This window comes from Collinsella aerofaciens ATCC 25986 (assembly GCF_964239575.1).
Classification (GTDB): domain Bacteria; phylum Actinomycetota; class Coriobacteriia; order Coriobacteriales; family Coriobacteriaceae; genus Collinsella; species Collinsella aerofaciens_BQ.
In genome coordinates, this window is the sequence record NZ_CAXSQQ010000014.1 from 1 (window position 1) to 19,812 (window position 19,812).

Annotated in this window: 14 protein-coding genes; 10 read left to right on the plus strand and 4 right to left on the minus strand. The window is 63.1% G+C overall.

Translation table 11 applies throughout. The features are described from left to right. Positions 1-920 (minus strand): IS21 family transposase (istA, locus tag ACESUZ_RS07095; RefSeq protein WP_373199260.1); only part of this gene is annotated, 920 nt, incomplete at its 3' end. A gap of 324 nt (positions 921-1,244) precedes the next feature. Here istA and ACESUZ_RS07100 point away from each other — a divergent pair. From ACESUZ_RS07100 to ACESUZ_RS07120, 5 genes are all read left to right on the plus strand, one after another. Beyond that, positions 1,245-1,781, plus strand: a complete 537-nt coding sequence (locus ACESUZ_RS07100) for a transposase (protein WP_373199292.1) — start codon at positions 1,245-1,247, stop codon at positions 1,779-1,781. Between the two features lie 523 nt (positions 1,782-2,304). Next, positions 2,305-2,811 (plus strand): MarR family winged helix-turn-helix transcriptional regulator, encoded by a 507-nt coding sequence (locus tag ACESUZ_RS07105; RefSeq protein ID WP_373199262.1) that lies wholly within the window; start codon positions 2,305-2,307, stop codon positions 2,809-2,811. Then, complete coding sequence (locus ACESUZ_RS07110) at positions 2,804-4,618, plus strand: ABC transporter ATP-binding protein (RefSeq protein ID WP_373199263.1); 1,815 nt, start codon at positions 2,804-2,806, stop codon at positions 4,616-4,618. The genes ACESUZ_RS07105 and ACESUZ_RS07110 overlap by 8 nt, the downstream gene beginning before the upstream one ends. After that, complete coding sequence (locus tag ACESUZ_RS07115) at positions 4,611-6,530, plus strand: ABC transporter ATP-binding protein (protein WP_118256281.1); 1,920 nt, start codon at positions 4,611-4,613, stop codon at positions 6,528-6,530. Before ACESUZ_RS07110 ends, ACESUZ_RS07115 begins: the two co-directional genes overlap by 8 nt. Positions 6,531-7,063: 533 nt before the next feature. After that, entirely contained in the window at positions 7,064-8,155 is a 1,092-nt protein-coding gene (locus ACESUZ_RS07120; protein WP_373199265.1) for a GGDEF domain-containing protein, read from the plus strand. 43 nt (positions 8,156-8,198) lie between these two features. Here the strand turns inward: ACESUZ_RS07120 and ACESUZ_RS07125 are convergent, their stop codons facing one another. Next, on the minus strand, positions 8,199-9,077 hold the full coding sequence (locus ACESUZ_RS07125; protein WP_373199267.1) for a LysR family transcriptional regulator: 879 nt from the start codon (positions 9,075-9,077) through the stop codon (positions 8,199-8,201). Between the two features lie 233 nt (positions 9,078-9,310). Between ACESUZ_RS07125 and ACESUZ_RS07130 the strand changes: the two genes are divergently transcribed. From ACESUZ_RS07130 to ACESUZ_RS07145, 4 genes are all read left to right on the plus strand, one after another. Further along, the gene (locus ACESUZ_RS07130; RefSeq protein ID WP_195444817.1) at positions 9,311-10,192 is read left to right on the plus strand and encodes an SDR family NAD(P)-dependent oxidoreductase; all 882 of its coding nucleotides are present in this window, start codon (positions 9,311-9,313) and stop codon (positions 10,190-10,192) included. Positions 10,193-10,257: 65 nt separating this feature from the next. After that, positions 10,258-11,514 (plus strand): MFS transporter, encoded by a 1,257-nt coding sequence (locus ACESUZ_RS07135; RefSeq protein ID WP_373199269.1) that lies wholly within the window; start codon positions 10,258-10,260, stop codon positions 11,512-11,514. 69 nt (positions 11,515-11,583) lie between these two features. Then, positions 11,584-12,624, plus strand: a complete 1,041-nt coding sequence (locus tag ACESUZ_RS07140; protein ID WP_006235665.1) for a Gfo/Idh/MocA family protein — start codon at positions 11,584-11,586, stop codon at positions 12,622-12,624. Between the two features lie 420 nt (positions 12,625-13,044). Beyond that, complete coding sequence (locus ACESUZ_RS07145) at positions 13,045-15,192, plus strand: Tex family protein (RefSeq protein ID WP_373199271.1); 2,148 nt, start codon at positions 13,045-13,047, stop codon at positions 15,190-15,192. A gap of 225 nt (positions 15,193-15,417) precedes the next feature. Here the strand turns inward: ACESUZ_RS07145 and ACESUZ_RS07150 are convergent, their stop codons facing one another. Together ACESUZ_RS07150 and ACESUZ_RS07155 are read right to left on the minus strand one after the other, a co-directional pair. Beyond that, positions 15,418-16,122, minus strand: a complete 705-nt coding sequence (locus ACESUZ_RS07150; RefSeq protein ID WP_373199273.1) for a transaldolase — start codon at positions 16,120-16,122, stop codon at positions 15,418-15,420. Between the two features lie 193 nt (positions 16,123-16,315). After that, entirely contained in the window at positions 16,316-17,143 is an 828-nt protein-coding gene (locus tag ACESUZ_RS07155) for an HAD-IIB family hydrolase (RefSeq protein ID WP_373199275.1), read from the minus strand. A gap of 75 nt (positions 17,144-17,218) precedes the next feature. Here ACESUZ_RS07155 and rlmKL point away from each other — a divergent pair, with 75 nt between their 5' ends. Next, entirely contained in the window at positions 17,219-19,777 is a 2,559-nt protein-coding gene (rlmKL, locus tag ACESUZ_RS07160; protein ID WP_373199277.1) for a bifunctional 23S rRNA (guanine(2069)-N(7))-methyltransferase RlmK/23S rRNA (guanine(2445)-N(2))-methyltransferase RlmL, read from the plus strand. Positions 19,778-19,812: the final 35 nt, after the last annotated feature.

The following is a 19,812-nucleotide window of genomic DNA, read 5'->3' on the forward strand; positions in this document are numbered from 1 at the left end:
GCTACATGTCTCCGGTCGAGTTCAGGGAGGCGGGGCTGTCCCTCCCGGAATCGTCCAAATAGGTGTTGCCAATCCACGTTGACCCTCGCGCACCCCTCGGCGAGGAACGCGTTGAGCTCGGGGAGCGCGCCGAACGCCGGCACGGGGACGAGGAGGTTGCGCCGGAGGAACCCCACGGCGTTCTCGACGGAGCCCTTCTCGTTTCCCGAATAGGGGTTGCAGTACCGGCTCTCGAAGCGGTAGTGGGCTCTGAACTGCGAGAACAGCCTCGATTCCGTGACCTCGCCGCGTACCATCCTGCCCGCCTCGGTGGCGTTGTCGAGCACCATCGCCGCCGGGGCGCGGCCCCAGCGGCGGAAGATCTCGAGCAGCCCGGAGCACAGGCACTCCGACCTCTGCGACATGAGGGCGACGCACTGCCGGTCGTTCGAGTGCGGAAGCGTCGCGACCAGCAGCTTGAGGTCGAGGGTCCTCCCGCCGACCGCGGCGCGGAAGTTCCCGAAATCGACCTGGCAGGTGCCGGGCGCCCACTCGAGCTCGAGGTACCCCTCTCCGCCCGCCGCCGCCCGGGCGAGCCTGAGCTCGCGGACGAACCTCTGCACGGTGGAGTAAGAGCCGCCGTAGCCGCGCTCGGCGACGAGCCTGTCGTAGATCCGCCTGGCGGTGTGGCGCTGCTTCCTCGGGGCCCCGAGGTCGGCCTCGAGAACGCCCGCGACCCATTCCTCGTTGCCCTCGAGCGCGGGCCTGCCCCTCCTCCGGGGCATCGGCGCGGCGGGCGACATGTCCTCCATGTCGGCGTACTTCGCCACGGTGTTCCGGCTCACGTGGAGCATTCGGGCGATCTCGGACCTCGAGCGCCCGGCGGCATCCATCGACCGTATATCATTCACTGTGTCCAGGGGCACGGTCATCTCCTCCATCCTTCCCGGGCGGGCTCGCCAAAGTAACCGCCCGGGGAAACCATACGGCGAGGGCCGCGCCCCCGGTCCCCGGGGCGCGGCCCTCTTGCTTAAACTGCTCAATTTTTCGTGCTCACGGTGCTTATTTCCCAGTGATCACTCGGACCACTTCTTAGTGAACATCAACAGAAGCAGCGGCTCCTGGCGTTCCTGGCCCGCCGGGGCTACGCCTACGGCGGCACGACGCCGGCCGGAAACCCCCGGAGGTACTGGACGTACGACTTCCTCAGGCGGCTCGACAAGGTCCGGCCCGCCGACGACGGCGGCATCCGGGCGCTTGCGGCGCTGAGGAACGAGGTCGAGGCGGCCGCCGAGACGCGCGACGACCTCCTCGCCGAGTACAGGGCCGCCGTCGCGGCGGGCCCCCTCTCGGCGGAGGTCGAGGCGCTCCAGTCGATCAAGGGGTGCGGGTTCGCGCTCGCCGCCGCCTTCGCGTCCGAGGTCGGCGACTTCTCGAGGTTCCGCTCCGGCAGGCAGGTGACGTCCTACTTCGGCCTCGCCCCGAAGCAGAGGTCGAGCGCGGACTCCGTGCGCCTCGGCGGGATCAGCGGGGCCGGCGACGCGCTCGTGAGGAGGCTGGCCGTCGAGGGGTCCTGGAGCTACGTCCAGGCGAGCCACCAACCGAAGCTGATGCCCAAGGGCAGCGGCGTCCCGCTCGAGGTGAGGATGCACGGGAGGAAGGGTTCCGAGCGCCTGCTCCGGCGCCGCGAGGAGATGCTCGCCAGGGGCATGCCCCAGGCGAAGGCGAACGCCGCCACCGCCGCCGAGCTCGTGAGGTGGCTGTGGGCCCTCGGCGCGATGTGCCGGGAGGCAGCCGAATAGACATAGCCCCCGTCCCGGCGAGCCGGGCAGCCTTCGGGGATACCCCCGCTTTCGCTGGGCGCGCGGCAGCGGCCGCATGCGCGTAGTCAGACTTGGGGAGCCCCGCCGAAGGAGAGGATTGCGGGCCGCCGGAGCGGTATCCGCGGATATGAGACTGAGCCGAAGGCGTCGACGACATGCCGGGGGCGGACCGGGACGGGTTCAACGGCAGGCCCCGCCGACCGATTGCAGGCGGTCGGCGGGGCCATTGTGGCTCTTGACAGCGGATTGGGTCATATGAGCGAAAACGCCCCTAAGCGAGCAAGGTGACGTGAAAGAGGAGGGAAGCGTACTTTGGGTACGCGACCGACGATTGAACGTCAGATTGCCGCTCTGGCGGGTTTGCAGCGTCGAGCCGTTACGCGGTTTGGTAAAACCGCGTAACCACTAGTTTGGTACCTTGACATTCATTTCTCATGCTCCTAGATTGGTTAGGCACAAAACAATTCCACTACCTAACTAAAGAAAGGAGCAACACTAATTCATGTGCGATGAACCTCTTAACCTTTGTTCGCACGAGCCCGGCGGTGACCCGTCGCAACCGGTAGACATACCCGAAGCGGTCAGCGCCGAAGACAAACTCGCCAAGCGCATCCTGAGCGGCCTAGGCTTTTGCGGCCACTACATGCACTTTCACGGCGGTGGCGTGTCCGGCAAGGCGCCCATCGTCTGCCTGCTCGCCAAGCAGGAAAACGGCGAGATGTCGCAGCAGGAACTCGGCATGCACTTCGACCTCAAGCCGGGGTCGCTTTCCGAAATTTTGTCCAAGCTCGAGTGCGCCGGCATCATCGAGCGCAGCCGCAATCCAAAAGATCGCCGGCAGCTCACCATTCGCCTAACCGAGATCGGCTGGGAGAAGGCCCGCATCGACCAAGCCTCGCGCATCCGCTTTAGGGAACAGGCCTTTAGCGCGCTCACCCACGACGAGCGCGAACAGCTTGCCGAGATGCTCGAGAAAATCCGCGTAACCTGGGAGGAACTGGATGATTAAAACCCTTATGGGCAGCATCCGCGATTACATGAAGGTTACGATCGCCACACCGCTACTGGTGCTTGGCGAGGTAATCTGCGAAATGATGATCCCGTTTATCACCGCCGACATGATTGACGCCATCAAAGACGGCGCCACCGTCGCCCAGATGCTGCCCACCGCCGGCCTTCTCGTACTCATCGCGCTGACGTCACTCGCCTTTGGCGCCGCCGCGGGCATCACCTGCAGCCATGCCAGCTGCGGCTTTGCCAAGAACCTGCGTCGCGACCTGTTCTACAAGATCCAGACGTTCAGCTTCGCCAACATCGACGAGTTCTCGAGCTCCTCGCTCGTCACGCGCCTCACCACCGACATCAACAACGTGCAGCAGGCCTTTATGATGCTCATCCGCATCGCCGTGCGCTCGCCGCTGGTGCTGGTCTTTGCCTTTACCATGGCATACGCCATGGGCGGCAGCGTCGCCATGGTCTACCTGGTCATCATTCCGCTGCTGGGCTTTGGCCTGTTCTTTATCATCTATAAGGTGCGCCCGATCTTTGCCCGCGTGTTCCGCAAGTACGACGCGCTCAACGAGTCGGTCGAGGAAAACGTCACCGGCATGCGCGTGGTCAAGAGCTACGTGCGCCAGGACTACGAGAAGAAGAAGTTCGCCACCGCCGCGCGCGACGTCCAGATGGACTTCACCCGCGCCGAGAAGCTGCTCGCCTTCAACAACCCCATGATGAACATCTGCGTCAACGGCGCGTTTGTCGTCATCATCTACCTGGGCTCCAAGCTCATCATCACGAGCCAGGGCACGCTGTTCGACGTGGGCCAGCTCTCCTCGATCTTTACCTATGGCTTCCAAATCCTCATGAGCCTGATGCAGCTATCGATGATCTTTGTCATGGTGACCATGGCCGACGAATCGGCGCACCGCATCACCGAGGTGCTGGCCGCCGAACCCACGATCGCCGATCCCGCCGAGCCCGTGCTCGAGGTCGCCGATGGCTCCATCGACTTTGACCACGTGAGCTTTAAGTATTCCGCGCATGCGAAGCGCCAGGCGCTCGACGATATCGACCTGCACATTAAGAGCGGCGAGACCATCGGCATCATCGGCGGCACCGGCTCGGCCAAGTCCACGCTCGTAAACCTCATCGCCCGCCTGTACGACGCCACCGAGGGTACCGTGCGCGTGGGCGGCGTGGATGTACGCGACTACGACTTGGACGCGTTGCGCCACCAAGTGGCCATGGTGCTACAGAAAAACGTGCTGTTTAGCGGCACCATTGCCGAGAACCTGCGCTGGGGCGACCCGAACGCCACCGACGAGGAAGTCCGCGAGGCGGCACATCTGGCCTGCGCCGATGAGTTTGTCGATGGCTTCCCCAAGGGCTATGACACCTGGATCGAACAGGGCGGCTCCAATGTTTCCGGCGGTCAGAAGCAGCGCCTGTGCATTGCGCGCGCTCTGCTGCGTCGCCCCAAGATCTTGATCCTGGACGACTCCACCAGCGCCGTCGACACCAAGACCGACGCCAAGATTCGCGCAGGGCTGGCAAGCTATCTGCCTAACACGACCAAGCTCATCATCGCCCAGCGCATTAGCTCCGTGCAGGACGCAGACCGCATCATCGTCATGGAAGGTGGCCGCATCGCGCAAATCGGCAACCATGACGAGCTGCTTAAGACAAGCGAGATCTACCGCGAGACCTTTACCTCGCAAAACAAGATGTCTGCCGAGGGCGAAGGGGCCGTCGAGGCCGACACCGAGGCATCCGCAACGCAGGCTCAGACCCAGGAAGGAGGCGAGGCACATGAGTAAGGCAACGACCGCCGAGCGCGCGCTCAACCGCAAGGGCGGCACCATGTCGCGCCTCATCAAGACGCTCTTTGGCTTCTACCCCGTGCTTTTGCCCCTCGTCGTCGTCGGCGTGGTGCTCTGCGCCATCATCAACTCCATCGGCGCGACCTTCCTTCAGAGCGCCCTGCAGATTATTAGCGAATCGTGGCAGTCGGGCGATTGGGAAGCCGCACAGCCCAAGATCGCACAGCTCGTGACTACCCTCGCCTGCATCTACGGCGTCGGCATCCTGTCTTCGCTCTTCTGGAACCGCGCCATGGCCATCGTCACGCAGGGCTCGCTCGAGAAGCTGCGCGAGAAGATGTTCAACCGCATGCAGGACCTGCCGATTCGCTACTTCGACACGCACCAGCGCGGCGACATCATGAGCCACTACACCAACGACATCGACACGCTGCGCCAGATGATCAGCCAGTCGCTGCCCAACCTGCTCATGACGACCATCGTCATCGTCACGGTGTTCTTTATCATGCTGTACTACAGCGTTTGGATGTGCCTGGTCATTGTGGCAGGCGTCGCCTTTATGACCTTTATGACCAAGCTGCTCGGCTCCAACTCCGCGCGCTTCTTTATTGCGCAGCAGACTGAGCTCGGCGTGGTCGAGGGCCATATCGAGGAAGTCATGAACGGCCAGAAGGTCGTCAAGGCATTCTGCCACGAGTCTGCCGCCGAGGCCGATTTTGACGAGCGCAACGAAAAGCTCTTCGAGGTCTCGCAAAAGGCCAACATGTACGCCAACATCCTCATGCCTATCCTTATGAACCTGGGCAACCTGCTCTACGTGCTGGTCGCACTGGCAGGCGGCATTTTCCTGGCGCTGGGCGTGCCCAACCTGAGCATCTCGGGCATGACGCTGTCCATCGCCGTCGTAGTGCCGTTCCTCAACATGACCAAGCAGTTCTGCGGACAGATCGGTCAGATCTCACAGCAGATCAACGCCGTGGTCATGGGCCTCGCCGGCGCCGACCGCATCTTTGAGCTCATCGACGAGGAGCCCGAGGCCGACGAAGGCTACGTGACGCTCGTCAACGCGCAGGTGAACCCCGACACCTGGCAGCTCGAGGAGGCCGACCACCACACCGGCATGTGGGCGTGGAAACATCCGCACCGCGCAACCGGCGAGATCGAGTACGTACCGCTGCGCGGCGACCTGGTCATGGACAACGTGGACTTTGGCTACACACCCGACCATGAGGTGCTGCACGGCGTGTCCGTGTTTGCCAAGCCGGGCCAGAAGGTCGCGTTTGTCGGCGCCACCGGTGCCGGCAAGACGACCATCACCAACCTCATCAACCGCTTCTACGACATCGCCGACGGCAAGATCCGTTACGACGGCATCAACGTCAACAAGATCCGCAAGGCCGACCTGCGCCGCTCGCTGGGCGTCGTGCTACAGGACGTGAACCTGTTCACCGGCACTGTGATGGATAACATCCGCTACGGCAACCTGGACGCCACCGACGAGGAGTGCATCGCAGCGGCCAAGCTCGCGGGCGCGGATGACTTTATCACCCGCCTGCCCGACGGCTACGATACCATGCTCACCGGCAACGGCGCGCAGCTGTCGCAGGGCCAGCGTCAGCTGATTTCGATCGCACGCGCCGCCGTCGCCGATCCGCCGGCAATGATTCTGGACGAGGCCACGTCGAGCATTGACACCCGCACCGAGGCTATCGTGCAAGCGGGCATGGACAAGCTCATGGAGGGCCGCACGACGTTTGTCATCGCGCACCGTCTGTCCACCGTGCGCAACTCCGACGCGATCATCTGCCTGGACCACGGCCGCATTATCGAGCGCGGTAACCACGACGAGCTGATCGCCAAGCGTGGGTATTACTACCAGCTCTATACCGGAGCGTTTGAGCTGGAGTAGTTCGGCTCGCCGAGATGGCCGATTTACCGCTCATTCGTCGGGCATGACCCTAAGGTCAATGCCCTCCTCTTTCGGGGCAAATCGACTCATCTCAACGACCCAAACACAATGCGCCGCAACGAATAAAGCCTCCGCAGCCACACGAGCTGCGGAGGCTTTATTCATGCCGGCCGGAAACCGTATCCCACTTTTCGGGCCCAAAATGGGATGCCGTTTCCCGCTGGGCCCCCTCCGGGAAACGGCATCCCATTTCAAGGGCATAAACCGGGATGTGGTTTCCCCTAACGGCACCTTTGGGAAGCCGCATCCCACTCTAGACGCACAAAACGGGATGAGCTTTCCCATGGTGATCCAAGACCAGAAGCATGTCCGATAGCGCGGCCAGGTCAAGAACAACAAGGCAAGCGTCACGCCAATTTGGACGAGCGTCTGCTGCAGTTTGAGGCTGCTGGCCCATATGGTAGAGTTAACCACCCATGAATTTCAGCACACTGCGTGCTACCTGTTCTTTTGTCATTTAGGGGAGTGAACTTGTGAATACTTCTGTCGCCAAGAAGGCCGGCCAGGCGGTGCGCCTGCTCATGATGGTGCTCACGGCAGTTCTCATCTTCTTCTTCATCAATGTTATGCTGCTCGTCTCCGATATCCAGGGCACGGCGCGTGTGGTCAACTACGCCGGCCTGGTACGCGGCACCACGCAGCGCATCGTGAAGCTCGAGGACGCAGGCCAGTCACAAGACGACCTGCTCAAGGCCGTGGATTCATACATTAACGGCTTGCGCTACGGAAGCGACGACCTCAATCTCGTCCGTCTCGACGACGATGAGTATCAGGCAAAGATGACCGAGCTTGCAAATTATTTTGATGAGCTTTGCACCGAGATCATCCGCGTGCGCGAAGTCGGCTATGAGAACACCGACATCATCTCCATGAGCGAGGAGTTCTTTGGCATTTGCGACGATGCTACGCGACTCGCAGAGGACTACTCTCAGGAGAAGGCGTCGGCGCTCAACTATCTCGAGGGCTTGGTGATCATCGACATCGTGGGCTTGGTGGCGACCTTTGCGGTCGAACTTGTTCGCGCGGTGCGAACTGCCGCGCTCAATCGCGAACTGCACAACAAAGTCTATCTCGACGAAGCCACAGGACTGCCCAACAAGAACAAGTGCGAGGAGGTCTTGGGGCAGGAGCAGCCTGTCTCCGCAGAGGCGCCCGTTGCGGTGTGCGTCTTCGACCTTAACAATCTGCATACGGTCAATAACAACTTCGGCCACGAGAAGGGCGACGAATACATCCGTTCTTTTGCCCAGCAGCTGGGGTGCGTGGCGTCCGAGACCTGCTTTGTGGGCCGCGACGGTGGCGATGAGTTTATCGCGGTGCTGCGAGATACCGATCGAGCTGCCGTGGAGTCCTGTCTCGCTCGGGTTCGCGCGAACGTGAACGAGTATTCCGAGACTCATCCCGACATGCCTATCAGCTATGCGGTGGGCTATGCGCTTTCCAGTGATTTTGATGAACCGCCTACGATGCGCGAGCTCTTTTCCCAGGCCGACAAAAACATGTACATCGACAAGAACCGCGTAAAGACAGCCGAGGCAGCCGGGCCGCAACGCGAGGACCGCTAAACCCGTAGCAAAGGGTAGCTAATTTGGGACGGGACTCTTTTGGCTATTTGAGAAGTTGTGCCATGGCGTTGACGAATTTTTGTACTTGGAGGGTGGGCTCGAGCGGGTAGTGCAGAAAGACTGGCACCTCGCGACCGCATAGGAACGGCACGCCCACAAAGGCCGGGTGCACCCCCGACCACGCCCCGCAGGTGAGCACCGCGTCGCCCTTTTCCTCCGCCTCGTTAAAGAGCGCAAAGTCGAAGCTGTCCACATCGATCACGTCCACGCCGCCGTCTGCCAAAAGATCGATACGCAGGCTGTCCATAGCGTCGTTGCCGTGGCGGAGTACGCGCAGACGCATGCCCTCCAGGTCGGCAACCGTAATGCGATTCTTGCGCGCCAGCGGGCTCGTGCGCGGCACGTCGATATAAAACGGTACGTTAACGATGCGAAGCTTTTGGCAGGCGTCGCCCCAGCGCGGGGTCGAAAAACTCGACTGCACTACATCCACCTCGCGACCAAGGCTGCGCATGACGGATTCGCGTTCGTCGTAGAGGTCGCTCACCGGCACGATCTCGAAGCGCAACGATGGCTCCAGCTCGTGTACGTCCGTCCACATCGACAGCGTTTGGCGCCCCGGGCACATCATCGACACGCCCAGACGCACGGCACCGCCATCGCCCGCCGCGCGTCGGGCGCGACGCAGCGCATCCTCGGACTGCCGCATGATCGAGCGCGCGTCGTCCACCAGCAGAGCGCCCGCCGGCGTCACCTTAACACCCGAATGCGAGCGCTCGAACAACGTGATGCCAAACTCGGCCTCGAAGCCCGACACCTGCTTGACGAGCGCCGGGGTCGACACGCGCAATTTTGCCGCCGCACGCGAGAAGCTTCCCAGCTCCGCGGCGGCCGATATGGCCTCGAGTCGTCGATCGTACACGTCAATCTCCCGTTTCCAGACGCATGGCAATGAACTGCCGAAGGGGGTCGTTTTGGCAGGTCACGCGCTCAATTGAGAAAAAACTGCATCGCACAGTGTAAACCTATGGTTAACGCCATTCTAACAAATATGCAATTCACCTGCGCAAATGCAAAGCATACGATAACCAGCGAAAACCACGTGGGTCGGTTAATGGGAGCGACCCACCGGGAGGCACAAGAAGGGAAGTTCCTATGAGCAATTGGCTTAAGCTCGAGGGCGATGTCTGCGCCGTGACCGGCGCACTCGGCGGTATGGGCGTCGAGATCTGCCGCGAGTTCGCCCGCAACGGCGCCAATGTCGTCCTGCTCGACCTGGACGAGGAGAAGGTCAAGGCCGCAGCCGCCGACCTCGCCGCCGAGTTTGGCATCCACGCCGAGGGTTACAAGATGAACGCCACCGACGAGGCCGAGGTTCAGGCCGCCGTCGATGCCACCATCGCCGACTTCGGCCGCGTCGACGTTCTCGTCAACACCGCCGGCATCCTGCGCTTCGCCGCCATGGAAGACCTGCCGCTGAGCGACTGGGAGCAGGTGCTCAACGTCAATCTCACCGGCTACTTCATCACCTCGCAGCGCTTTGGTCGCGAGATGATCAAGGCCGGCCAGGGCCGCTTGGTGCACATCTCGACCGTCGCCAGTCACTCCCCCGAGACGTTCTCGGGCGTGTACAGCTCCACCAAGGCGGGCGTCAACATGATGTCCAAGATGCTGGCTGCCGAGTGGGGCCCCTACGGCGTGCGCTCCAACTGCGTCGAGCCCTGCTTCGTCAAGACCCCCATGTCGGCAAGCTTTTACGCCGACCCCGAGGTCGAGAAGAGCCGCAGCCGTCTGATCGCCACGCGTCGCATCGGCGAGGTGAGCGATATCGCCAACGCCGTCATGTTCCTGGCGTCCACGCGCTCGGACTTCACCACCGGCGACGCCATCAAGGTCGATGGCGGCTTCTCCAACATGATGGGCGACCTCACCGCCAAGCCCGGCGGCCGTCGCGCCTATGCCGACAACTACCTTAAGAACAAGGGTGTCGAGCTCTGGTCCGATGAGTCCGGCGTCGCCAAGCCAACTGACCAGTAACCAACCTGACAGGGAGGCCCCGCGGACACGCCCGCTCCTCCCCCGTATCGATTAGAAAGAGTCCAATGGCTTCCACCAACTCCAGCAAGGGTCGCGCTGTCGTGCTTTCCGCCGCGTGCGTCACCATGTTCTTCATCAGCTCCATCGCGCTGTATTCCGTCGTAAGCAAGAACCTGCTCGCCGTCTACCCCGAGTGGTCCAGCGCCCTTACCTGGGCGTTCCCGGTCTTTCAGACCATCATGGCCGTGACGGGCATCTTCGCCGGCCGCATCTCCGATAAGATCGGCCCGCGCAACGTCGTGATCGCCGCCGCTGTGTGCTACGGCCTGGGCTGGTTTATGTCCGGCACCGTCACCGAGCCGTGGCAGTTCTACCTGTGGTTCTCGCTCGTCGCCGCCATCGGCAACGGCCTGGGCTACAACCCCGCACTCACCACCGGCCAAAAGTGGTTCATCGACAAGAAGGGTCTCGCCTCCGGCATCACCCTGGCCGCTTCGACCGCCGGTCCCGCCGTGCTGTCCCCGGTGCTCGCCTCGCTGCTCATCCCGAGCCTGGGCATCTTTGGCGCCCTTAAGGCACTCGGCGTCATCTTCTTTGTGATGATCGCCGCCTCCGCCCTGTTCCTGAAGGCCCCCGAGGCCGGTTGGCTGCCCGAGGGCTTCGAGGCCCCCAAGGGCGGCGCGCACGCCGGCACCTTCGGCGACCTCACCCCGGGCGAGATGGTCAAGACCCCGCGCTTCTGGGTCCTCATCGTCACCTTCGCCTTTGCCGCTACCGCCGGCACCCTGCTCGTGGGCAAGGTTGCTTCCATCGCCGCCGTCCAGCTCTTCGCCGATCCCACGAGCGCCGCTGCCGTCGCCCTCGGCGGTGTGGTCGTCTCCGTCAACACCTGCGCCAACCTGGTCGGCCGTCTGTCCTTTGGTCAGATCATCGACAAGCTCGGTGCCTATAAGTCGCTGCTCATCAGCCTTGTCGTCACCATCGTCGCACTCGTCATCATGTCGATGAGCTTTACGCAGAGCATGTTCTTTGTGGCGCTCGCCCTGCTCGGCTTTAGCTTTGGCGCTCTGCTCGTCATCTACCCGCCGCTCACCGGTGGCGCCTTTGGCACCAGCAACATCGGCGTCAACTACGGCATCATGTTTTTGGGCTACGCCGCTTCCACCTGGATCAGCCAGCCCATCACCGCCGTGCTGTATCACGCCGAGGCCGGCAGCGCCGCCTACCAGCAGTCCTTCTACGGCGCCATTGTGATCGCCGCCATCGCCGTCGTGCTCACCGTCTACATGATGGTCTCCGACAGAAAGAAGAAGTCCGCCTAGTTTTACCGATGCGACAAAGGGACAGCCCCTTTGTCGCATTCCACCGGTCACCAGTATTAAGGAGTCGAAATGTCTGAGCTCAACCCCGTCCGCATTGCCGTTATCGGCGCCGGCGCCATGGGCCGCAACCACATCCGCTTTGTCACCGAGGAGCCCGAGGCCGAGCTCGTCGCCATCGCCGACGCCTTTGAGGGCGCCCGCGCCACGGCCGAGGCCGCCGGCGTGCCGTTTTACACCGATCCCGCTCAGATGATGGACGAGGTCAAGCCCGAGGCCGTCATTATCGCCACCCCCAACGACCTGCACCTGGGCGTTGCCCGCGAGGCTGTAAAGCGCAACATCGTGCCGCTGGTCGAAAAGCCGATCTCCAACGACCTTGAGGATGCTCAGGCCTTCGCCGCCGAGGCCGAGACCGCCGGCGTGCCCGTGCTCGTGGGTCAGCACCGTCGCCACAACCCCTTCGTCAACAAGGCCAAGGAGATCATCGAGTCCGGCGAACTGGGCAAGCTCACCGTGTCGAGCTTCCACTACATGATCTATAAGAACGACGAGTATTTCGATGTCGAGTGGCGCCGCAAGAAGGGTGCCGGCCCGATCCTGGTCAACCTAGTGCACGACGTCGACCTGCTCCGTTACCTGCTGGGCGAGCCCGTTGCCGTCCAGGGCATGCAGTCCAGCGCCGCCCGCGGTTTTGAGACCGAGGACTCCGCCGTGGTCAACGTCCGTTTTGCCGATGGCGCGCTTGCGAGCATGACCATCTCCGACGCCACCGCCAGCCCCTGGAACTGGGAGGCAACCGCTCGCGAGGATCCGCAGTACCGCCCCTTCGACGCCGACGCCTACTTTATCGGCGGCACTAAGGGCGCCCTGTCGCTGCCCCGCCTGCACCAGTTCTCTTACGACGGCGCCTCCAACTGGCACAAGCCGCTGCAGATGGAGATTCCGGCCGTCGACCCGGCACTGCCGCACAAGATGCAGCTCAAGCACTTTGTGAAGGTTGTCCGCCGCGAGGTCGAGCCCGTCGTGACCCCCGCCGACAACGTTAAGACGCTCACGCTGCTTAACGCCATCAAGGAGGCCGCCGAGACCGGCCAGCTCGTCGAGCTGTAGCACCTTAGGACAGGCCGCGGCAGAAACCCCATGCCGGGCCCCTCGGTCCGCCACAAATAAGCCCCTCTTCTTTGCCCCGCGAGCAGCCTCCTGCCCGCGGGGCATTTTGCTACGTTGCCAATGATTTTTCTGGGACGGGGGACTTTTTGCACCTTAGCTTGATTCGTTCGCCACGAAATGTGCCTATCTACTACGTTTAACCAATCACCCTCATCCATACCGAATTTCGCGAAATAAAAACCGCAGGTAAACGGCTTGCGCATTTTCGGAAAACCGGGGGATGGTCGACCCACACGGTTCAAACGTAGTAGATAGGCCGCTTTCGTGGTTCCGCGCCAAAACAGTCTTTTTTGAGCGAAGTGGCAGGTGGTATCCTTGGTAGCTCTGTGCTGCAAACGCACCTTAAACGCAAGGAGTTTCATGGATCTTATCGCCCAGCTCGCGCGCGAGCTCAACCTTAAGGCCGCCAGAGTCGAGGCGGCCGTCAAGCTCATCGACGAGGGAAACACCATTCCCTTTATCTCGCGCTACCGCAAGGAAGCCACGGGCGGCATGGACGATGTCGCCCTGCGCGCGCTCGACGAGCGCCTGTCCTACCTGCGCAATCTTGAACAGCGCAAAGAGGACGTCATTCTGCTCATCGACGCCCAGGGCAAACTTACGCCCGAGCTCGAACAGCAAATTCGCGAGGCCACGCAGCTCCAGCGTGTCGAGGACCTCTACAAGCCCTACCGCAAAAAGCGCATGACCCGCGCACAGAAGGCCCGCGAGGCAGGCCTGGAGCCACTTGCCAACATGGTCATCATGCAGGCCTCGGCCAAGGGCAGCGCGCTCGACGCCGCCGCGGCATACGTCAACGAGGAAGCCGGCTTCGACACGCCCGAAAAGGCGCTCGCCGGCGCCGCCGACATCGTGGCCGAGACGGTGGCCGAAGATCCCGAGAACGTCGCCGACCTGCGCGCCTTTACGCAAAACACCGCCGACATCGTCGTCGAGGCCACCGACCCCGCCGAGAAGACCCCCTACGAGCCGTACTACAGCTATGATGAGCCGCTGCGCCGTATACCCAACCACCGCGTGCTGGCTATCGACCGCGGTGAGCGCGAGGGCAAGCTCCGCGTGCGCGTGAACGTCGACGGCGCTGCCGCTACGGCACGCCTCGGCAGCCGCTGGCCCCGTCGCCAGGGCGTGTTTGCTCCCGTCTTTGACGCCGCCATCGCCGATGGCTACAAGCGCCTCATGGCCCCCTCGCTGGAGCGCGAGGCCCGCGCCAAACTCACCGTTCGTGCCCAGACCGAGGCTATCAACGTCTTTGCCAAGAATCTCGAGGGCTTGCTCTCGGCGCGCCCCGTGCGCGGCGCCCGCGTGCTCGCGCTCGATCCGGGCTACCGCACCGGCTGCAAGGTCGCCGTCATGGACGAGACCGGCAAGCTACTCGACCACGGCGTGGTCTATCCCACCAAGCCGCGCCACGACGTCGCCGGCACCAAGCGCGAGCTCGCCCGCCTCGTCAAGAAGGACAGCGTCAACACCATCGTCATCGGCAACGGCACCGCCAGCCGCGAGACCGAGGAAGTCGTCTCGGAGTTTATTGCCGAGCAGGCGCCCAGCCTTCGCTACACCATCGTCAACGAGGCGGGCGCGTCGGTGTACTCCGCCTCCGAGCTCGCGAGCCAGGAGTATCCCGATCTGGATGTCACCGTACGTGGCGCCATGAGCCTGGGCCGCCGTCTGCAAGACCCGCTGGCAGAGCTCGTCAAGATTCCGCCCCAGTCCATCGGCGTTGGCCAGTACCAGCACGACCTTGACCAGGCCGAGCTTTCGCGCACCCTGGGCCACGTGGTGGAAGACGTCGTCAACCGTGTGGGCGTCGACGTCAACACCGCGAGCGCAAGCCTGCTGGGCTACGTGTCGGGCGTTACGCCGAGCGTAGCCAAAAACATCGTGGCCTACCGCGAGGAAAACGGCGCCTTTACCGATCGCCGCCAGCTCAAGAAGGTCCCCAAGCTGGGACCCAAGGCGTACCTCAACGCCGCAGGTTTCCTGCGCATCAGCGGCGGCAAGAACCCGCTCGACGCGACAAGCGTCCACCCCGAAAGCTACGAGGTGGCCACGGCCGTCCTGGAGCGCGCCGGCGTTGCGGCAAGCGAGCTCAGCCGCGGCGGCGTGCCCGATATCGAGCGCCGCCTGGGCAGCATCTCGGCGCTGGCAAGCGACCTGGACTGCGGCACCCTCACGCTCATCGACATCGTCAACGAGCTCAAGAAGCCCGGTCGCGACCCGCGCGACGACGCGCCCGAGGTAGTCTTTAGCCGCTCGGCGCTTTCGATCGACGACCTGGAGCCCGGCATGGAACTCAAGGGCACGGTGCGCAACGTCGTCGACTTTGGCGCCTTCGTCGACGTGGGCGTGCACCAGGACGGCCTCGTGCACATCTCCAAGCTGGCCAACCGCTTCGTCAAGCACCCCAGCGACGTGGTGCGCGTCGGTGACACGGTCAAGGTGTGGGTCGAGAAGGTCGATCGCGACCGCAAAAAGATCTCGCTCACCATGGTGCAGGGCAAATAGCCGCCAAAGCGGACGTCCCCCTCTTCACGGCGTGCAAAATCGCGAGTTTTCAGCATCTCCCGATAGCCCCGCAGCGCCTCAAAGGGCCATAAAAGCAAAAACGGCCCCCGTTTTGGCGGTTCTAGAGCCAAAACGGGGGCCGTTCCGTGCTTCAACCAGCTGGTAAAAGTCTTTACCATGCTGAAAACTCGCGATTTTGCACGTCGCTGCAGGGGGTACCCTTGCTTACGGCAGAATATGGAAGCCGAGCGAGGCGATATCCTTGGCAAAACCGCGCACGGTATCGAGCGAGACCTCGTACGGGTCACGGCCGATGTTCTTACGCTTGGCCAGGATGCTGTTTGGCACCGTGATGATCTGGCAACCGCAGGCTTCGGCCTGGTAGATGTTGATGAGCTCACGCGTGGACGCCCACAGGACCTCGCAGTTGGGCTTGGCGGCGGCCTTCTTGACCGACTCCGTCATAAATGGAATGGGGTCGACGCCGGTGTCGGCAATGCGGCCGGCAAAGAGCGAGATGATGGACGGCGTCTCAGCGTCAACGGCCTCGACCATCTCGTCGACCTGCTTAGGCGTAAAGATGGTAGTGACGTTGACCTTGATGCCGTCGGCCGAAAGCTTACGGACCAGCTCGGCGGTGGACTCGCCCTTGGTGGTCACGCACGGGATCTTGACGTAGACGTTCTCGGCCCAGGTAGCGATCTCGCGAGCCTCAACCTCCATGGTCTCGACGTCGTCGGCAAAGACCTCAAACGAGACGGAAACGTCGGTGATGTGGGCCAGGACCTCCTTGGCAAACGCGCGGTAATCCGTCACGCCGCCCTTCTTCATAAGGGACGGGTTGGTCGTGAAACCCTGAACGTTGCCGTTCTCGTACATGTCGAGCATGCCCTCGAGGTTTGCACCGTCAGCGAACACCTTGATTGCCATCTGCCTGATTCCTTTCGCTTGCACATGGGCGTTGCACTGCTAAACACTTTACCTACGTTTATCAAGGCGTGAGCTGCGGGTTTTTATCTTCTCGGCGAACGGTATAAACACCTCAGTGTTTGGATTGATAAATCGATTGAGCATGCAAAAGCAAAGAGTCGCAGTTTGAGCAAACGTCAGAACGCGGGATTCATTAGATGAGGCCGAAATGCTGCATCGCCGTGACGGTGCCGTCGTGTTCGACATCGTCGGTCACGTAGTCGGCGACCGCCTTGACCTCGGGCATGGCGTTGCCCATGGCGACAGCCGTCTCGACCGCAGCGAGCATGCCCAGGTCGTTGCCCGAATCGCCAAAGCCAAAAGTGCGCGCATTTCCCTCGCGGCCCAGATACGCCAGCGCTCGCGCCACGCCCACGCCCTTGTCAATACCCTTGGGACTCAGCTCGCGGTTCTGACCACCGGTGTTGCACAGCTCAAAGTTGCGATTGATAAAGCCGTCATCGTTGGCTACACGAGCCAAACTGGGCACATTGAGGCATACCTTGCCTACGCGCAAGCTGCCGTCGATGCGCATCTCCTCGGCGCTGTGCACCACAGAGGTACCGATTAAAGACGAGCGCTCAACGCCCACAGGCTCCAGCGCAAAGGTCGCAGCATTGGACTCGAAAAAAACCTCGATGCCGGCATCCACAACGCGGCGTGCAAGCTCCTCGATAACGTCCTCGTCAAAGCAGTCCTCATGCACCACGCGGCCCTCGACCTCGAGCGTGGCGCCCGCCATGGCAACGACACCCGCCGGGTTCAGCGCGCGCAGGCCATCGGCAATCAGCCACAAGGGGCGACCCGTGCAGATAAATGCCCGGTGACCCGCATTGCGCAGGCGACCAAATGCATCGATAACGGACTTCGACGGATGGACTGCATTGAAGTCCTTATCGGTCATATCGTCGGGATCGAACGACGCCAGCGTGCCGTCCACGTCAAAAAAGAGCACAGCGGATTCGGGGCACGCATCAATCATATGGGTTCCTTTCGAGGATAAGGGCAAACGAAGCATCCATCATATAATGGAGCGACGCAACCAGAGAGGTCACCCATGGAATTTTACGCAAGCTGCCCCGAGGGCTTTGAGTCCGCACTCGCCGATGAGCTTAAACGCCTCGGGCTTTCGCATGTTCGCCGGCTGAGAGGCCGCGCCACGTTTGAGGGCGAGCTCGAAGAAGGCTACCGCGCCTGTCTGCGGTCGCGCCTGGCGAGCCGCGTGTTCGTGGTACTCGGGCGCTTTGAGGCGCAGGATGCCGACGAGCTGTACGATGGCGTTTACGACATCGCCTGGGAGAGCATCGTCCGCCCCGGCGCCACCATCGCCATTACCGCCCGCGGCGTGACCGAGCAGCTGCGCAACACGCGCTTCTCGGCCCTGCGCGCCAAGGACGCATTGTGCGACCGCCTGGCCGAGACCACGGGCCGTCGCGCCGACGTCGATGCCGCCGACCCCGATGTTCACCTACTGCTTTCGTTGCGCCAGCGCCGCGCGAGCATAAGCCTAGACCTTTCGGGCGACCCGCTGTTCAAGCGCCTGCCGCCCGCGGCGACCCGTGCCGGCGAGGGCGCGCACGTGCTGCGCCCCGACTACGCCGCTCTGGTGCTGGCGCAGGTCGGCTGGACCGCACTGTGCGAGCGCGAGCTGACGGCCGATGATTACGAGAATGAAGCCCTGCCCACGCTGATCGATGCCTCGTGCGCCGGCGGCGGTCTGCTGCTGGAGGCCGTGAATATTCTGACCGACCGCGCCCCGGGCGCCGCACGCGAGCGCTGGGGCTTTGAGGGCTGGCAGCTGCACGACGCCGCCCTGTGGGAGCAGCTGCGTGCCGAAGCGCACGAGCGCGAGACGACGGCACGCGAGCGCCAGGCGCGCATCGTTGCCGTGGATGTTGACCCCGCCGCCCGCAAGACTGCCGAGCGCATGGTTAAGTGCGCCGGCTACAAGCGTTTCGTCGACTTCTGCGCTGCCAAACCAGCCACCGTGCTGGACCATGTGGGTGCCGTCGCCGGCGCCGCCGTAGTCGCAGACACCACCGAGACCCCGCTTTCGCTCATGCACGACGCCATGACGCTGATCGGCGAGCTGCGCCGCGCGCCCGAGCTTACCGCCGCGCCGGTCGCCGCGCTCACCCGCGATGGACTTATGGCCCGCGCGCTCCATGCCGAGCCTGCGCGCTCCATCGCCGTCATGCCCAATAACGAGGAGGCGGCTCTTGAGGTTTGGCCCTCGCTCGACCACGCCGCCGCGGCATTCGAAGCTGCGACCAGCGCAAACGCCGAGAAACAGACCACGGACGCCGTGGACGAAGCCGCCAACACCCCCATGCCCGAACCTGCCGCCACGCTCGACCTGGGCGACGGCAAGCCGCTGCCCGTGCTCATCCCGGAGTCCGAGCAGTTCGCCAACCGCCTGCGCAAGAATGCCCGTCTGCGCCGCAAGTGGGCCAAGCGCGAGGGCGTGAGCTGCTACCGCGTCTACGATGCCGACCTGCCCGATTACTCCGCCGCCATCGACCTGTACGAGGGCTGCCCGCAGACGCCGGGCCGCTGGCTCGTCATCGCCGAATACGCCGCGCCAAAGACCATCGACCCCGCACTGGCCCAGGCCCGCATGCTCGACATTCTGGCCATCGCACCGCGCATCCTAGATGTTCCCGCCGAGCATGTGCACGCCAAGGCCCGCATGCGTTCGCGCGGCGGCTCGCAGTACGGCAAGCAGGGCGCCGGCAAGGGCACATCGGGCGAGCGCGCCAACATCGCGCGCCGTCGCCTGCCGCTCATCGAAGAGGGCGGACTCACCTTTGCCGTCAACTTTGACGACTACCTGGATGTTGGCATCTTCCTGGACCACCGCGTCACCCGCAGCCTGGTGCGCGAGCACGCCAAACAGGCGCGCCGCTTCCTCAATCTGTTCGCCTACACCGGCACCGCCACCTGCTATGCGGCAGACGGCGGCGTCGAGGAGACCGTGACGGTCGACCTTTCCAACACCTACCTGGACTGGGCCGAGCGCAACATGCGACAGAACGGCTTTGTGGGCCCGCAGCATCACTTTGTGCGCGACGACGTGCTTGCCTGGATTCGCGACCAGCGCCAGACGCGCAACCGCTGGGACCTGATCTTTGTCGACCCGCCCACGTTTTCGAACTCGTCCAAGATGGGCCGTCGCACCTGGGATGTCCAGCGCGACCATGTGGAGCTTTTAGCCGGCGTATCTCGCCTGCTCGCACAGGGCGGACATGCCATCTTTAGCTGCAACCTGCGCGGCTTCCGCCCCGAGACGCGCAAGCTCGCACGCGCGGGCGTCGTGCTGGAGGACATTACGGCGCAGACCATCCCCGAGGATTTCGCACGCAACCAGAAGGTGCACCATTGCTATATCGTGCGCCGCCTGCCCATCGAGGACGCCATGGCCGAGGTCGGCTTTAGCGCCGAGGAGATTGCCGAGCGAACCGAGGAGCTGCGCAACCCCGAAACCCGCAAGCCTCGCGCAACGGCGCCCGCGCACGCGCAGGCCGGCGACCGAGGGCCGCGCGGCGACGGCAAGCCCGTCTGTGCAGGTAAGCCCAAAAAGAAGAAGTTCTACGCCAGCAAGCCCAAGGGCAAGTAAACAAAGTTGCGGTGGAATAGTTCCTAAAAAGCCTG

Excerpts from the sequence above, each read along its gene's own strand:
- ACESUZ_RS07115 (WP_118256281.1), top strand. The coding sequence starts at position 4,611 with ATGAGTAAGGCAACGACCGCCGAGCGCGCGCTCAACCGCAAGGGCGGC.
- ACESUZ_RS07145 (WP_373199271.1), top strand. The coding sequence starts at position 13,045 with ATGGATCTTATCGCCCAGCTCGCGCGCGAGCTCAACCTTAAGGCCGCC.
- ACESUZ_RS07150 (WP_373199273.1), bottom strand. The coding sequence starts at position 16,122 with ATGGCAATCAAGGTGTTCGCTGACGGTGCAAACCTCGAGGGCATGCTC.
- ACESUZ_RS07135 (WP_373199269.1), top strand. The coding sequence starts at position 10,258 with ATGGCTTCCACCAACTCCAGCAAGGGTCGCGCTGTCGTGCTTTCCGCC.
- rlmKL (WP_373199277.1), top strand. The coding sequence starts at position 17,219 with ATGGAATTTTACGCAAGCTGCCCCGAGGGCTTTGAGTCCGCACTCGCC.
- ACESUZ_RS07105 (WP_373199262.1), top strand. The coding sequence starts at position 2,305 with ATGTGCGATGAACCTCTTAACCTTTGTTCGCACGAGCCCGGCGGTGAC.
- ACESUZ_RS07130 (WP_195444817.1), top strand. The coding sequence starts at position 9,311 with ATGAGCAATTGGCTTAAGCTCGAGGGCGATGTCTGCGCCGTGACCGGC.
- ACESUZ_RS07140 (WP_006235665.1), top strand. The coding sequence starts at position 11,584 with ATGTCTGAGCTCAACCCCGTCCGCATTGCCGTTATCGGCGCCGGCGCC.
- ACESUZ_RS07155 (WP_373199275.1), bottom strand. The coding sequence starts at position 17,143 with ATGATTGATGCGTGCCCCGAATCCGCTGTGCTCTTTTTTGACGTGGAC.
- ACESUZ_RS07110 (WP_373199263.1), top strand. The coding sequence starts at position 2,804 with ATGATTAAAACCCTTATGGGCAGCATCCGCGATTACATGAAGGTTACG.